This window comes from Hyphomonas sp., from assembly GCF_965284475.1.
Lineage (GTDB): Bacteria > Pseudomonadota > Alphaproteobacteria > Caulobacterales > Hyphomonadaceae > Hyphomonas.
This window is the reverse complement of record NZ_OZ260087.1, coordinates 691016-705193: the sequence shown is the minus strand read 5'-3', so window position 1 is coordinate 705193 and position 14178 is coordinate 691016. Positions and strand designations below refer to the sequence as shown.

Sequence of the window (14178 nt, the reverse complement as noted above, 5' to 3'; positions counted from 1 at the left end):
GCTTGCGCTGTCCTTGTCTGACTTGCGCCTATCAAACACAATTGAGAATGGATCGCAACAACGGATGGGAGCGACCTTTTGCCCAAAACTTGCACACCGGCCCCGAATAATGCGGTTTTTCGCCGAATGGGGCTACGCGACGCGGCCATTCGGGGGTAAACAAGAGGTTAACTCCGGTAGAATAACAGGGGTGGGTGGGATGTGTGATGTAATAGTCGACCTTGATCTGGGGACGCCAGAAGAAGAGGTTCTGTGGGAAAAGGCGGTCGATTTCTTTGTCAGCCTTCTGGATTCAGACGATGTGGCGCCTGAGGCGGATGCGCCGGACATTATGGTGCGGACAGCTTTCAAGCCGAACGGACGCGTCAGCAAGCGCCTGATCTTCCAGGACCGGACATGGGCGGATGCCTTCCTGGATTTCTGGGAAGACCAGAAACTGCAGGCTGCGGCAGTCTAGGGCGTTTCGCGCCGCGCCTGCGTGGCGTAAACAACCGGCATGACTACGAGCCTTTCCGCCCCGCGCGTCGCCATCATTGGCGCCGGCATTATCGGCCTGACCTGCGCGTGGGAGCTGGCCAGGAGAGGCGCACAAGTCACGCTGTATGATTCCGGATTCCATCCGGGGCGGGGCGCGAGCTGGGCGGCTGCGGGCATGCTGGCCCCGGCCTATGAGGCGGCTGGCGAACCGGGCGCGAACCCGAAACTCTTTGACCTGTGCATTGAAAGTGCCCGCCAGTGGAGCGCCATGTCCGCCACCATTCGGGCCGCGACGAAGCGTGACGTGCTGCACGCAATCGGGCCATCGCTGGCTGTGGCGCAGACTGCCGACGACCAGACCCGGATGGCGGGCCTTGCCAAGGCGCTGACGGCGCGACATGTCGCCTTTGACGTGCTGTCGCCCGCAGAAGCAGTGGAGGCCGAGCCATGCCTGCGCGCCGGCAACAGGGGCGCGCTGCGATTGCCGACAGACGGGCAGGTCGATAACCGGCTGCTGGTTGACGCGCTGATCCGGGCGCTGGAACAGCACGAACAGGTTGCGTTCGTCAAAGGAACCGCGCCGCTGGACCTGGCTCAGGGGAAGATTGTGCTCGACGGGTTTGACCGCGTGGTCCTTGCCGCCGGATGGGAAACGGCCCGTGTGGTGGCGGGCGGCAGTGCGCTGGGCGAGATTGCCCCCGTACTGCGGGAAATAGAGCCGGTGGCCGGGCATATGCTGGCCTTCAATCACCTGCCCGACGGGCCGGTCATGACGCTGCGCTGCGGCGCGCTCTATATCGTGCCCAAGGCGGGGCGCGTGGTGGTTGGCGCAAGTGTGGAGCCGGGCGAAACACGCACGCAGATCGACTGGGAGGCGATCCGCCGGCTTGAAGCGGCAGCGCAGGCCCTCTGCCCCATGCTGAAGCGTGCCACGATCATCGAGGCATGGCGCGGGATTCGCCCGGGCACGCCTGACCATGCACCGATGATCGGCCCCCTTGGGCAGACCGGTGCCCTGATTGCAGCGGGCCATTACCGCAACGGTATCCTGCTGGCGCCGGTCACGGCGCAGATCATGGCGGACATGATACTGGACGGGAAAACCAGCGCGCTGGCCGAGGCGTTCAGTCCGGCCCGGTTTGCGGCTGCGACGGCCTGACGCCGGGACCTCGCTGGACGCGAGCGCGCCTGAGGCCTAAGTCTCCTTCCACGCAGGAGGAAACACATGCACCAGATTGCCCCGATGAGCGAAGACCAGATGGCCATCAAGGACGCTGTCGCCAGGACGATTGCGCCCTTTGACGACGAATACTGGGGCAAGACGGACGAGACGGGCGACTGGCCCGAAGCATTTTGCGACGCGATGGCCAAGGGCGGCTGGCTGGGCATCGCGTTTCCGGAAGAATATGGCGGTGCGGGCCTTGGCCTCACGGAAGCGGCGCTGATGATGCAGACGGTCACGCGTTCCGGCGCAGGCTATTCCGGCGCGTCGGCGATCCACCTCAATATCTTTGGTCCCAAGCCGCTGGAGAAATTCGGCACCGAGGAACAGAAGCAGGAAAACCTGCCCAAGATCATCTCGGGCCAGGAGAAGATGTGCTTTGCCGTGACCGAGCCGAACTCCGGCCTCGACACGGCCTCACTGGAAACCAAGGCAGAGCGCACGAACAATGGCTATGTCATCAATGGCCGCAAGATCTGGACGACGGGCGCCCAGCGCGCCGACAAGATCCTGATCATCGCGCGCACCACGCCGAAGGACCAGTGCGCCAAGCCGCACCTTGGCCTGTCGCTGTTCTATACCGACCTTGATCGGGGGAAGATCGAGGCAAACCCGATCCCGAAAATGGGTCGCAAGGCGGTCGAGTGCAACACGCTGTTCATTGACGGGCTGGAAGTGCCCAAGGAACACCTGATCGGCGAGGAAGGTGCGGGCTTCAAATACCTGTTGCAGGGGCTGAACCCGGAGCGCGTGCTGTTTGCCGTGGAAAGTGTGGGCCTCGGCTTTGCCGCGCTGGAACGGGCCGCACGCTATGCCCAGGAGCGCGTCGTGTTCGGACGGCCCATCGGCCAGAACCAGGGCATCCAGCACCCGCTGGCGCGCAGCTGGGCCGAGCTGTCGGCGGCGGAACTGATGGCGTACAAGGCCGCGTCCCTGTTCGATGCAGGCCAGGAGTGCGGCGCCGAGGCGAACGCGGCGAAATATCTTGGTACGGAGGCTGGCTTCACGGCGTGCGAGACAGCGGTGCTGACGCATGGCGGCATGGGCTATGCCAAGGAATACCATGTTGAGCGAATGATGCGCGAAGCCATGCTGGCGCGGATTGCCCCGGTCAGCCGTGAGATGATCCTCAACTTCATCGCCGAACGCGTCCTGGGCCTGCCAAAGAGTTACTGATCAGTCGTCGTACTCGACTTCCAGAACTTCGGCTTCGCAGCTGATGTCGATCTCGATCTCCTGGCCGCTTGCGTCATCGCCTTCGATTTCCCACTGGTCATCATCGCGTTCGAGCTTGTCGACCCTTACCAGGCCATGCTGATAGGCAATGTCCAGGGCATAGTCGTGCGCGATGCAATTGTCTGATGCGCGGTCGTCATCAGCGTAGGCATCATCTGCGAAAGACGCTCCCGGCAGGGCGAGGGCGGCAACGGCGATCATGGCTGCAATGCGCATTCTTCAAGTCCTCCTGTCATATCCGACACGAGGACACGCTAAAAGTGGCAGGCTGAATGCGCGCTGAACGCGTCCCCCGCTGGGGACGTTACAGATCATCAGCCTTCTTCATGTGGTCGAAGAATTCTTCCTTGCTGTTGGTTCGCGGATAGGGGCCTTCAGGCACTGGAACGCCGAGAAAGGCGCAGAGCGGTTCCCAGCCATCCTTTGCCGAGTGTACCAGCAGGCGTTCTGAAGGGATGGCAGCCTTCACGGCAGCTTCGTGCGCGTTGAACACGGCGATGAGGCTGTCCCTGTCCTTCGCCTCGCCGAAGCTGCGTTCGAGCACTTTTGTCACCATACGAAACCAGTCGACCGCCTGCGCCGGCCATTTTTCGGGCGCCCACACGGTTGCGAGGATGGTTTCGGAGATGCTGTCATGCCAGCTTTCGGCCGAGCGGGTGGAGAGGATGATCTTCGCGTCAGGGTAAGCCGCTGCCAGTTCTTTCCAGAAGGCGGCTGACGGCCAGTCCACCGCAGAATTGTAACCGTCATAGATTGCGCCGAAATCCGGATTGCCAGCCAGCGCGTCATTCCAGAGTGGCACCTGAACGGCGCCGTTCTCGATGACTTCGATCATGTGATGGCATCGGCCCTGACCGAGCTGTTCGAGCGCCAGTTTCAGCGACATTGTGCCTGTACGCCCGAAACCGGCGCTGAATACGGATAGTGTCATATGTGTCCCTCCCACGCCCTATGACGGGCCCCTGCAAGCAGGCTACGCCATAGGACGGTCAGATCAAGCGGTTTCGACGTGTATGGCTTCCACATTACCAGGGTTCAGACTAGGCTCGGCTCCGGCCTGGGTGCCGCCGGGGATATCAGATGGAAACAGGAGGCAGAACCTACCGCGCCTTCATCAGCTATTCCCAGCAGGACGAGGTGTGGGGACGGCGCCTCCATCGCTGGCTTGAAACCTATCGCGTCCCGTCCGGAATCCTGCCAGGTGAACCCGGCAGCGGCAGGCTGGGACGCTTTTTCCGCGACGATGAGGAAATGGCTGCCGCGTCGGACATTGCCAGTATCGTGCAAAAATCGATCGATCGTTCGGAAAGCATGATCGTTATCTGCTCTCCGAGGTCTGCAAAGTCGCAATGGGTGTCTGCCGAGATAGAACATTTCCGAAAATCCGGCCGCGGCGGAAAGATTTTCGCCTTTATCATCGATGGCATCCCGAATTCCGGTGATCCGGAGACTGAATGCTTTCCTCCGGCACTTCGTCGGGCTGCAAACCCGCTTGATCCGGGTGATCTGCCGATCGAGCCGCTGGGCCTTGATGTGCGCAAGGATGGAGGCTCACGCGCGTGCGCGAGGCTGGCCGCCGGCCTGCTTGACGTGGACTTTGATGACCTGTGGCAGCGTGACCGCAGGCGAGCTGACGCGCGATCGCGGCTTCTGCTTGGCGGTGTTTCGGTCCTGGCGGCTGTGTTCGCAGCCCTTGCGGCGACCGCCGTGCTCCTGGGGCTGGAAGCCCGGAAAAACGAGAGGGCAGCGCATGACAATCTCGCTGCATTTTTCGCCGAACGTGCCTGGCAGAAGCTTGCAGACCGTGACACGGTTACAGCTGCACGCTATGCGCTGGCCGGCATGCAGTTGTCGCCCAGGAATGCCAGGGTGTACCATTCGGTTCTGGGCGCGGTGATGTTCGAGGCGGGCGAGAGCCAGCCGCCGCTTCTGCATGACGGGTTTGTCTATCATGCCGCATTCTCTCCGGAAGGGGCAGCCGTTGTGACGACGAGCAGCGACCGGACCGCCAAAGTCTGGAACACAGACGATGGACGTTTGCTCGGGACGCTCAGCGGCCATGCAGACAGGGTAAATTTTGCCGCCTTTTCTCCGGACGGGAACAGGATCGTGACGAGCTCTGGCGACGGCAGTGCCATCGTATGGGATCGAATGTCCTTTGCGCGTCTGGCGGAGATTGACGGGCATGAAAGCGCAATAAATTCTGCCAGCTTTTCTCCTGACAGCCGCCGCGTCGTATCGGCAAGCGATGACGGGACCGCGCGTATCTGGGATGCGGCGACGGGTGAGCAGCTCGCGCAACTGGGAATGGGGCGAGACCCGGTATGGTCTGCCGTGTTCTCGCCAGGTGGCGGGCAGATCCTTTCTGCCCATCTCGATGGCATCGCAAGAATATGGGATTCAGGTTCAGGAAACCTGATCAGGGAACTGATCGGCCACGAGGCGGCCATCTACGGCGCCGCCTATTCTCATGACGGGCAGAGGGTCGTGACGGCCAGCCAGGACCACACGGCGATCGTCTGGGATGTACATGACGGGAAAGTTCTCTCCGTACTGACCGGACATGAGGACGCGGTCTACAAGGCTGCCTTCTCGCCGGATGACGCCACCGTCGCCACTGCAAGCAGGGATTCCACGGCGAAACTCTGGGACGCGGATGACGGCATGCTTCGGGCCGACCTTGCAGGTCACAGGAGGGCTGTCTGGGACATCGCGTTTTCGCCAGACGGATCAGGTGTGCTCTCGACCAGCGAGGACGCCACCGCCGTCCTATGGAATACGATCACGGGTAAGCCGACGCGGACGCTCATGGGTCATTCGGACAAGCTCTGGGTCGGTGTGTTCTCGCCCGATGGGAATCATATCCTGACTGCAGGGCGCGATTCGACCGCGAAACTGTGGCGGACATCCGGTCACCTGATTGCCAGCTTCGAAGGCGGCCTGGGCGCAGTTTCCTATGCAGAACTTTCGCGGGATGGACAGCACATGGCGATGGCGGGTGCGAGTGGCACCGTGCAGGTGTGGGATACAGGAACACACCGTGTCCTGAGCGTTCTCGAGGGCCATTCGGACACGGTATCCGGTCTGGCATTCTCGCCGGACGGTGAGCGGCTCGTCTCGGCAAGCCGCGATGGTACCAGCAAGATCTGGGACTGGCGAAATGACCGGATCGTTGCAAACCTCAAAGGACATGAGGGTTGGGTTGCGAGTGCGTCCTATGCGCCGGGTGGAAACCTGATCGTGACAGCGGGGGCCGATCGAACAGCGCGCATATGGGATGCCGGCTCTGGCGCGCTCCTGAGAACCCTGCGGGGCCATTCGGGGTTCGTGCGCGGCGCCGAGTTTTCTGCGGACTCGCTCCAGATCGTGACCGCAGGGCACGATGCGACCGCAAAGATCTGGGACGCGGCCGATGGCAGACTGACCGCGTCGCTTGAAGGCCATGCCGGGAGTGTTGCTGCAGCCGATTTCTCACCTGATGGCAAACGTGTCGTGACCGGTAGCGATGACGGAACAGCCCGGATATGGAATACCAGCGACACGCGCGTCCTGGCCACACTGTCTGCGTTCAAGGGGCGGGTCTGGGGCGTACGGTTTTCGCGTGATGGTGCGCGTGTCGCGACGGCAAACCAGGACCAGACAGCGAATATCTGGGACGCCCATGACGGACGACTGCTCGTGAGCCTTCAGGGACATGCCAACGATGTTCATAGCGTCGCCTATTCCGCAGATGGCCGGCAGCTGGTCACGGCAAGTGCCGACGGAAATGTGAATCTATGGGATGTCACGCGGCAAACTCAGGCCTGGGACAGGCTGGCGGCAGATGCGTGCACGCAGCTTCTCGGCGCCACAGGCCGGCGCTTTTCCGATGTGGAGATTGCGGCGGACCAGCTTCTCGAGTCCGAGTGGCCGGTGGCCGGACGCGATGTATGTGACGGTGTTGAAGGAATCGCGTCTATCGCTGCCATTCGCCAGATGGCTGGCCTGCCGGCCGACGACTGATCCGCGCGCCGTGGCAGGCCGCCGCGCCTTGATCGCGCTGATCAGTCCTTGACAGGCCGACCACCAGGATCTGCGCTGCCACCGCCGCCGCCTTCGGTCGTGCTGCCCGGTTCAGGCAGAGTTTCGCCGTCGGCGCTGGCCGGGGCAGCCTCTTCGGCCTCAGCTGCGTCGTCAGCTTCACAATCTGCTTCGTCCTCGCAGCCCGTGTCGCCGACTGACTCCCCGGCGTCCTGCATCTCCATATCGAAATCTTCATCAGCTTCTTCGAACGCGGCCTCAGCCATCGCGTCGTCAGCGTCCATGTCCGGTGAAGCCTGGGCGATGCCGCCAGCGGCGACGACAAGGAATACGGAACTCGAGATCAACGTTTTGCTGAGAATGCGCATTGGAAAAGCCTTTCATGTTGCGTCCCGAAGACACGATACACCGATCTGCGAATCTGGAAAGCGATTGCAGCGCGCCAGATCAATCCAAGCCTTGCGTCCCGTAATTCAGCCGCTTGGCAATCAGCTCGTAGCAAATCGTGATGATATAATGGTCATCGTCGACCGTCTGACCGCGATGGGTATCAAAATAAAACTGATTGGGCTCAGCCCTGCCGGTGCAGTTTGTGGACCGGATTGTCGTGCGGTCCGTGAGGAAAAAATCAGCCTCAATGTCATCCTTGAGATCGTAGAGGAGGCCGGTTGCGTCGAGAAATTCGCGCGCCGGAATCATGTCGGACGCTGGCTCGTCAAGAATGATGTCGATTTCGAAACCCTGCGCTTCACTGTGATTGCGGAACACGGTCTCAACCTGCTGTTCGATGCTGTTATAGCGCTCTGCACAATCGTCCTCAGGTCGCGTGTATTCGCGAAACTCGGAAAATCCCTGCGTATCGCTGCCGTACATCAGGCAGATAATGTCCATTGCACGTTCATGGGGCGGGGCGTGCGGGTCATTCTCCGCGATAGCCTTGTTGACCTGCAGCCACCCGAGAGACGCGCTGATGATTTCGCTCATGCCGTCTTCATCGCCTGGATCGGGTTCCATCAGGACCATAGCAAACTGATCGGCATAGGCTTCCAGATCCTGTTGGGTCCAGTCAGGGTCGCTGTGCAGGCCTTCAAGCTGCTGCATCAGAAGATGGCCAGCCTCGTGATAGGCCATGAACCGCACGAAGCCCTGGACGAACCGTTCGGTCTCCTCTGTTGCCAAGGTGTCCTGCTGGTCGCTGCTGGCGCGACCTGCCATTGCAGAAGACACGAGGAAAACGATCAAAGCGAGGGTCAGCGTGCGAATCATCGGGATCACCAGATTTCAAGAATGAGACCGGCTGTCGAACAGACACCTGATCCTGAGTATCATGCTGTCACACGATCCGTGTCTGGACAAGCCGCCCGAACGCGCGGTTTCGTTGAGTGCTTTCGTGTTCGTGCTATTCGTTTTGTCCGGAACCGCCTATGGTTCAGTCTAACGGTCTTCAGACCTGAAGCCTTGGGAGGGCACGTCCATGCTTTATCTGATCCTCGGCCTCGTGATCTTTTTCGGGGCCCACCTGTTTACCACCTTCCGGTCGCGCGAGCCGGACCGGGATATCAAGACGAAACTGGGCTACGGGCCGTATATGGGGCTCTACAGCCTTGTCTCGCTGGCCGGATTTGTCCTGATCTGCTGGGGCTTTGGCGCGTCGCGCGATGCGGGCATCCTGTATGTCGCGCCCGGCTGGGGCCGGCATGTGAACCTGGCGCTGATGCTGCCGGCGCTGATCCTGCTGGTGGCCTCGCAAATGCCGACTGGCGCCATCAAGAAGGCCGTGAAGCACCCAATGCTGATTGCGGTGAAGCTGTGGGCCTTCGGGCATTTGCTGGCGAATGGTGAAATCAACTCGGTCATCCTGTTCGGCAGCTTCTTGGCCTATGCGGTGATCGACCGGATTGTAGTGAAGAAGCGCGGCGACAATGGCCCCGGCCCGGATGCCAAAATCGCTGTGGCATCCGATATCGGCGCGGTTGTAGTGGGGCTCGGCCTCTATATGGCCATCCTGCTGTGGCTGCACCCGATCCTGTTCGGTGTGGCGGTCATGTAAGGCGCGCGAGCGCAACGATCCGCAAACCTATTACCGCTATTGCCGGTGCAGCGCACAGGCGTTTCAGGGAGTGATTTGCACATGACTTATGATTTCAACCATGCGCTGAGCGTGTTCGTCGACACGGTAATGAAGCAGTATGCCGACTTTGAAGGCCGGACCAGCCGGCGGGATTTCTGGCACTATGTCTCCATTGCCTTGTTGATTTACCTGGGCTTCAATATCCTGGCCATGATCCCGTACCTGGGCGCGATATTCAGCCTGGTCGGGCTGTTGGTGAGCCTTGCCCTGCTGGTGCCGGGCATCGGTATCAGCATCCGGCGGATGCACGATATCGACCAGAGCGGCCTGATGGTGCTGATCCCGATCTACAAGATCTACCTGGCCTGCCAGCCGGGAACGACCCGCACCAACCGATTTGGCCCGGAACCCCGCAAAGCGTGAGCCAGCTTGCCGTCACGGCGCGGTCAGGTTAAGTCGCGGCCCATGTCGAAACAAACCGAAACCCGCCGCAAGACCGTCAAGGATATTGCCGCCGCCAAGGGCAAGACCCCGCTCGTCTGCCTGACGGCCTATGACGCGCCAACCGCGCGCCTGCTGGACCCGCATTGCGATGTGCTGCTGGTGGGCGACAGCGTGGGCATGGTTGTGCATGGCCTGCCATCGACCGTTGGCGTGACGATGGAGATGATGATCCTGCATGGCCAGGCGGTGATGCGCGGCGCCGAACAGGCCTTTGTCGTCGTCGACATGCCGTTTGGTTCCTACGAGACGAATAATGATTCCGCCTTCCTGAATGCCGCACGCATCATGAAGGAAACCGGCTGCCATGCGATCAAGATCGAAAGCGGTACCTATGCGGCGGGCCAGATTGCCCACCTAGTGGAACGCGGCGTACCGGTCATGGGCCATATCGGCCTGCGCCCGCAGGCAATCAATGTCGATGGCGGTTTCCGCGCGAAGGGCCGCACGACCGGCGAGCGTGAACGCGTGATCGCCGAAGCCCGCGCGGCGGATGAGGCCGGGGCCTTCGCGATTGTCATTGAGGGCGTGGCTGAAGACCTTGCGGCCGAGATTACGGCCGAAGTGGGCTGCCCGACCATTGGCATTGGCGCATCCGCCGCCTGTGACGGCCAGATCCTCGTGACACATGACATGCTGGGCCTGTTCGACTGGACGCCGAAATTCGTGCGCCGCTATGCCGATCTTAGCACCCAGATCAGCGAAGCGACGGCAAGCTATGCCGAAGATGTCCGCTCCCGCCAGTTCCCGGCCGCCGCCGAGACCTATGCCCTGCGAAAACCTGAGCCGGAACAGCGCTGACACGTTGCAGCGTGGGCAACGCCCGTCTAGGTTCCTGACTGAGTCACCAAAGCCACCGGAGCGACTGAATTGAGCGATATTTTCGAAGAGGTCGACGAAAGCATTCGACAGGACAAGCTGGAGACCTGGTGGAAGCGCTACCAGTTCTTCGTCTATGGCGCGCTGGCGCTGGTTGTCGGCGCCGTTGCGGTGAATGAGTTCGTCATCGTGCCACGGGCCGAAGCCGCGCGTGCCGAGCGGGCCCTCGCACTGGAAACAGCCCTGTCAGAGCTGCATAACGGCTCCTATGCGGCAGCCGAGACCGCCTTCGCTGATCTTGCCAATGGCGGCAGCAAGCTGGCCCCGCTGGCAGCAAACTACCTCGCGCAGGTGCGCTATGAGGGCGGAGGAGACGCTGAGGGCGCCGCTGAAGCGCTGGCCGCCATTGGCGGTGTCGAAGGCGGCCCGTATGAGCGGGTTGCCTTGCTGAAGAAGGCCTATTTCAAGGCTGACGCCCAATCCATGACCGAACTGGAAGCCACCCTTGGCAGCCTTGTCGATGATGAGGGCGCACTCGGATCGCTCGCCCGCGAACTGATCGCGGCCAAGGCCTTCGCCACGGGTGATACGGCCCGCGCCCGCACTGAATTCAACCGTCTTCGCTTTGATGCGGCCGCGCCAGCGGGGGTCAAGCGACGCGCCGAGCTGGCCCTGGCAGCCATTCCGGCCGCTGCTGCGCCGGAAATTGCGGCCGAAGCCGGCACGCAAACACCAGACACACCTGAAACTGAATCCGAAGCGCCGGCTCCCGCGCCCGCCCCTGCAGAGTCCGAGGAGACTGGCCAATGAGCAAAACGCGTAATCTCGCCGCCATAATCGTTATTGGTTCTGCACTGGGCCTTTCGGCGTGCAACAGCCTGCCCCGGTTTGGTAACAACAACGCCAAGGAAGCCGCCGCCGAGGACAAGGCGGGCCGGATCACCATGGTGCTGGCCGATGAGGCGATCAAGCCGAACCCGGAACTTGCGGCCGTGGAAATCGTGCTGCCGGAACCTGAAACGATCGAGGCCTGGACCCAGTCAGGTGCGACGGCGGCAAAAGTAGTTGGCCATGTGACGGCGGCGCCGCAGCTGACGGTCGCCTGGCGCACCAGTGTCGGCAAGGGCTCCGACCGGAAATCGGCCGTCACGACGCCGCCTGTCACCAGTGAGACCACCATATACACGCTGGACGCCGACCAGACGGTCTACGCGACCGACCTGAACACGGGCCGGACGCAGTGGAAGAAAGGCCTGAAAGGCACGACCAAGCGCGACAAGAGCGCTCTGGGTGGCGGCCTTGCCGTTGCCGGCGACACGCTGATCGTGGCCAGCGGGTTCGGCTTTGTGTCGGCGCTTGACGCGAGCAGCGGGGCCGAGAAATGGAAGCAGGAAATGGGCGCTCCGATGACGGGCGCGCCAACCATCAAGGATGGCCGCATCTTCGTCGCCTCGAACAATAATGAGATTTTCGCCATGTCGCTGGAGACCGGCGCGACCGAATGGAGCGACCAGGCGATTTCTGAATCGGCCCGTGTGCTCGGAAGCTCAAGCCCTGCGGCTGTGGAAGACTTCCTGATCGCGCCGTATTCCTCCGGCGAGATCATTGCCTATCTTGCCTCCAACGGACGCCGCCTGTGGACGGATGCGATCTCGCAGGCCGGACGGTTCACGCCGATCTCCGAGATCAATGATATCGGCTCGCGCCCCATCCTGTCGGGCGGCCTCGTGTTCGCCTCCAGCCAGTCGGGCGTGACAGTGGCGATTGACGGACGCAGCGGCACGCGGGTCTGGGCAATCGCGACCGGATCGACGCAGGCACCGGCCCTGGCAGGCCAGTTCATGTTCATTCTCGGTATCGATGACACGTTGTCGGCCATCAACCCGGCGACCGGCGAGGCCTATTGGGTGACACCGCTGCCGAAGTTCAAGAACGAGAAGAAGAAGAAAAACCAGATCAGCTATTCCGGGCCGATTGTCGCTTCGGGGCGGATCCTGGTTGCGTCTTCAACAGGTGAACTACTTGCCTTTTCGCCGCAAACCGGGCAGCAGACCGGCTCTGTAAAGCTGGGGTCCACGACTTACCTCGAACCCATCGCCGTACAGGACAAACTGCTTATCCTCACTGATGAGGCCAAGCTGATCGCCATCCACTAGGGCGCACGGCCCAAAAGCCCGCCCGTTAACCGTATGAACGGGCAGGCTTATGCCGCTTAAACTCGCTATTCTCGGACGTCCGAACGTCGGAAAGTCGACACTCTTCAACCGGCTGGCCGGCAAGAAGATCGCGCTGGTCGATGACCAGCCGGGCGTGACGCGTGACCGCAAGCAGGCCGAAGGCCGCCTGGCATCGCTGCCGCTGATCCTGATCGACACGGCCGGTTATGAGAACGTACATGATGGAAGCCTGCAGTCGCGCATGCGCGAGCAGACCGAAGCGGCGATTGCCGAGGCGGAGGTGGCGCTGTTCCTGATTGATGCGCGCGTTGGTGTCACGATCGAGGATCAGAGCTTTGCGGCGCTGCTGCGCAAGGCGAACATCCCGGTTGTGCTGGCCGCGAACAAGGCTGAAGGCAAGGCGGGGCGCGACGGCCTGAATGAAGCATGGGAACTTGGCTTTGGCGAGCCTGTGGGCCTGTCCGCCGAGCATGGTGAGGGCATGGCCGACCTGTATGAGGCGATCCGCCAGGCGCTGGGCGAGGATGCGTTCGAGAAGGCACTTGAAGAGGCCGAGCCGGACTATACGCATTTCGGTGGCGAAGACATTCTCGACAAGCTGGCGCATATCGACATTGATGACCAGACGCTGTCGGATGAGGACCTGGTTGCCGCCATCGAGGAAGCCGACGTTGATGTCGAGCAGGAACCGGTGCGCCCAGACAAGCCGATCAAGCTGGCCATCGTCGGACGGCCCAATGCCGGCAAGTCGACCCTGATCAACCAGCTGTTGCAATCAGACCGCCTGCTGACCGGGCCGGAAGCGGGCATAACCCGGGATTCGATTTCGATTGACTGGGAATGGCAGGGCCGCCGCATCCGGCTGGTCGATACGGCAGGCCTGCGCCGCAAGTCGCGCGTGCAGGAAAAGCTGGAGCGCATGTCGACGGGTGAAACCATCCGTTCCCTGAAATATGCCGATATTATCGCGCTGGTCATGGATGCCGATGAGGCCATGGAAAAGCAGGACCTGCAGATTGCCGACCTGGCCCTGCGGGAGGGCCGGGGCATCGTCCTGGTGATTTCAAAGTGGGACCTCGTGAAGGACACTGACGGGGCCGCAAAACATATCCGCGATCTGTCCAACCGCCTGATGCCGAACGCGGGCGGTGCGCCCATCGTGTTCCTGTCCGGGCTGACAGGACGGAATATTGAAAAACTGATGCCGGCAGTTGTGGATGTCTATTCCAACTGGACAGCGCGCGTGAAGACAGGCGACCTGAACCGGTGGCTGCGCCATACGGTCGAGCGGCATCCGCCACCGTCGGTGCACGGTAAGCGTATCAAGCCGCGTTACATGGCACAAATGAAGGCACGGCCGCCCACATTTGTGCTGATCGCCTCGCGCGGTGATCAGATGCCGGACCAGTACAAGCGCTATCTCGTGAACGGGGTGCGAGAGGCATTCGATATGAACGGCGTGCCGATCCGGCTGTTCGTGCGTCAGGGCAAGAACCCCTATGCCGACAAGGCCGCGCAGCAGCGCCCGTCCAAGCGCTACAAGCCGAAACACTAGGCGCCAGCCGGATGACCCTGCGTCATCCGGCGCGCTTGGGGTGCGATGCGATAAATTACAAGACTTGGACGCGGCCTTCCGCAACGTGTAGTCATGTGGA

14 protein-coding genes are annotated in these 14178 nt (G+C 61.7%); 10 read left to right on the top strand and 4 right to left on the bottom strand.

Features of this window, described 5'->3' with window-relative positions; genetic code table 11:
* Positions 1-199: 199 nt before the first annotated feature.
* The 3 genes from ACQ66M_RS03300 to ACQ66M_RS03290 all read left to right on the top strand — a co-directional run bounded on the left by ACQ66M_RS03300 (position 200) and on the right by ACQ66M_RS03290 (position 2875).
* Positions 200-457: a hypothetical protein gene (locus ACQ66M_RS03300; protein WP_350171100.1), complete on the top strand. Its 258-nt coding sequence runs from the start codon at positions 200-202 to the stop codon at positions 455-457.
* A 39-nt stretch (positions 458-496) separates the two neighbouring features.
* Complete coding sequence (gene thiO / locus ACQ66M_RS03295) at positions 497-1636, top strand: glycine oxidase ThiO (protein WP_430401834.1); 1140 nt, start codon at positions 497-499, stop codon at positions 1634-1636.
* Positions 1637-1702: 66 nt separating this feature from the next.
* Entirely contained in the window at positions 1703-2875 is a 1173-nt protein-coding gene (locus ACQ66M_RS03290; RefSeq protein ID WP_430401832.1) for an acyl-CoA dehydrogenase family protein, read from the top strand.
* Here ACQ66M_RS03290 and ACQ66M_RS03285 read toward each other — a convergent pair whose 3' ends face one another.
* Complete coding sequence (locus tag ACQ66M_RS03285; protein WP_430401830.1) at positions 2876-3151, bottom strand: PepSY domain-containing protein; 276 nt, start codon at positions 3149-3151, stop codon at positions 2876-2878. It lies immediately after the preceding gene.
* An 88-nt stretch (positions 3152-3239) separates the two neighbouring features.
* Entirely contained in the window at positions 3240-3866 is a 627-nt protein-coding gene (locus ACQ66M_RS03280) for a sulfotransferase family protein (protein ID WP_430401828.1), read from the bottom strand.
* Between the two features lie 149 nt (positions 3867-4015).
* Here ACQ66M_RS03280 and ACQ66M_RS03275 point away from each other — a divergent pair, with 149 nt between their 5' ends.
* On the top strand, positions 4016-6937 hold the full coding sequence (locus ACQ66M_RS03275; RefSeq protein ID WP_430401826.1) for a toll/interleukin-1 receptor domain-containing protein: 2922 nt from the start codon (positions 4016-4018) through the stop codon (positions 6935-6937).
* Positions 6938-6978: 41 nt separating this feature from the next.
* On the opposite strand, the gene ACQ66M_RS03270 is transcribed toward ACQ66M_RS03275, so the two are convergent.
* Positions 6979-7323 carry a hypothetical protein gene (locus ACQ66M_RS03270; protein WP_350171105.1) on the bottom strand — a complete coding sequence of 115 codons (345 nt, stop codon included), beginning with the start codon at positions 7321-7323 and terminating at the stop codon, positions 6979-6981.
* A 79-nt stretch (positions 7324-7402) separates the two neighbouring features.
* Positions 7403-8221, bottom strand: coding sequence for a DUF4344 domain-containing metallopeptidase (locus ACQ66M_RS03265; RefSeq protein WP_350171106.1), 819 nt, complete (start codon positions 8219-8221; stop codon positions 7403-7405).
* A gap of 208 nt (positions 8222-8429) precedes the next feature.
* On the opposite strand from ACQ66M_RS03265, the gene ACQ66M_RS03260 reads away from it, so the two are divergent.
* From ACQ66M_RS03260 to der, 6 genes are all read left to right on the top strand, one after another.
* Complete coding sequence (locus tag ACQ66M_RS03260; protein ID WP_430401824.1) at positions 8430-9005, top strand: NnrU family protein; 576 nt, start codon at positions 8430-8432, stop codon at positions 9003-9005.
* 81 nt (positions 9006-9086) lie between these two features.
* Positions 9087-9449, top strand: a complete 363-nt coding sequence (locus ACQ66M_RS03255) for a DUF805 domain-containing protein (RefSeq protein WP_430401822.1) — start codon at positions 9087-9089, stop codon at positions 9447-9449.
* 42 nt (positions 9450-9491) lie between these two features.
* Positions 9492-10328 carry a 3-methyl-2-oxobutanoate hydroxymethyltransferase gene (panB, locus tag ACQ66M_RS03250; RefSeq protein ID WP_350171109.1) on the top strand — a complete coding sequence of 279 codons (837 nt, stop codon included), beginning with the start codon at positions 9492-9494 and terminating at the stop codon, positions 10326-10328.
* A 69-nt stretch (positions 10329-10397) separates the two neighbouring features.
* Entirely contained in the window at positions 10398-11156 is a 759-nt protein-coding gene (locus tag ACQ66M_RS03245) for a tetratricopeptide repeat protein (RefSeq protein ID WP_430401820.1), read from the top strand.
* On the top strand, positions 11153-12502 hold the full coding sequence (locus tag ACQ66M_RS03240) for a PQQ-binding-like beta-propeller repeat protein (RefSeq protein WP_350171111.1): 1350 nt from the start codon (positions 11153-11155) through the stop codon (positions 12500-12502). The genes ACQ66M_RS03245 and ACQ66M_RS03240 overlap by 4 nt, the downstream gene beginning before the upstream one ends.
* Before the next feature lie 49 nt (positions 12503-12551).
* The gene (gene der, locus ACQ66M_RS03235) at positions 12552-14078 is read left to right on the top strand and encodes a ribosome biogenesis GTPase Der (RefSeq protein ID WP_350171112.1); all 1527 of its coding nucleotides are present in this window, start codon (positions 12552-12554) and stop codon (positions 14076-14078) included.
* Positions 14079-14178: the final 100 nt, after the last annotated feature.

Bases quoted from the DNA above. Each gene is read 5' to 3' on its own strand.
- ACQ66M_RS03300 (WP_350171100.1), top strand. From the start codon at position 200: ATGTGTGATGTAATAGTCGACCTTGATCTGGGGACGCCAGAAGAAGAG.
- thiO (WP_430401834.1), top strand. From the start codon at position 497: ATGACTACGAGCCTTTCCGCCCCGCGCGTCGCCATCATTGGCGCCGGC.
- ACQ66M_RS03290 (WP_430401832.1), top strand. From the start codon at position 1,703: ATGCACCAGATTGCCCCGATGAGCGAAGACCAGATGGCCATCAAGGAC.
- ACQ66M_RS03285 (WP_430401830.1), bottom strand. From the start codon at position 3,151: ATGCGCATTGCAGCCATGATCGCCGTTGCCGCCCTCGCCCTGCCGGGA.
- ACQ66M_RS03280 (WP_430401828.1), bottom strand. From the start codon at position 3,866: ATGACACTATCCGTATTCAGCGCCGGTTTCGGGCGTACAGGCACAATG.
- ACQ66M_RS03275 (WP_430401826.1), top strand. From the start codon at position 4,016: ATGGAAACAGGAGGCAGAACCTACCGCGCCTTCATCAGCTATTCCCAG.
- ACQ66M_RS03270 (WP_350171105.1), bottom strand. From the start codon at position 7,323: ATGCGCATTCTCAGCAAAACGTTGATCTCGAGTTCCGTATTCCTTGTC.
- ACQ66M_RS03265 (WP_350171106.1), bottom strand. From the start codon at position 8,221: ATGATTCGCACGCTGACCCTCGCTTTGATCGTTTTCCTCGTGTCTTCT.
- ACQ66M_RS03260 (WP_430401824.1), top strand. From the start codon at position 8,430: ATGCTTTATCTGATCCTCGGCCTCGTGATCTTTTTCGGGGCCCACCTG.
- ACQ66M_RS03255 (WP_430401822.1), top strand. From the start codon at position 9,087: ATGACTTATGATTTCAACCATGCGCTGAGCGTGTTCGTCGACACGGTA.
- panB (WP_350171109.1), top strand. From the start codon at position 9,492: ATGTCGAAACAAACCGAAACCCGCCGCAAGACCGTCAAGGATATTGCC.
- ACQ66M_RS03240 (WP_350171111.1), top strand. From the start codon at position 11,153: ATGAGCAAAACGCGTAATCTCGCCGCCATAATCGTTATTGGTTCTGCA.
- der (WP_350171112.1), top strand. From the start codon at position 12,552: ATGCCGCTTAAACTCGCTATTCTCGGACGTCCGAACGTCGGAAAGTCG.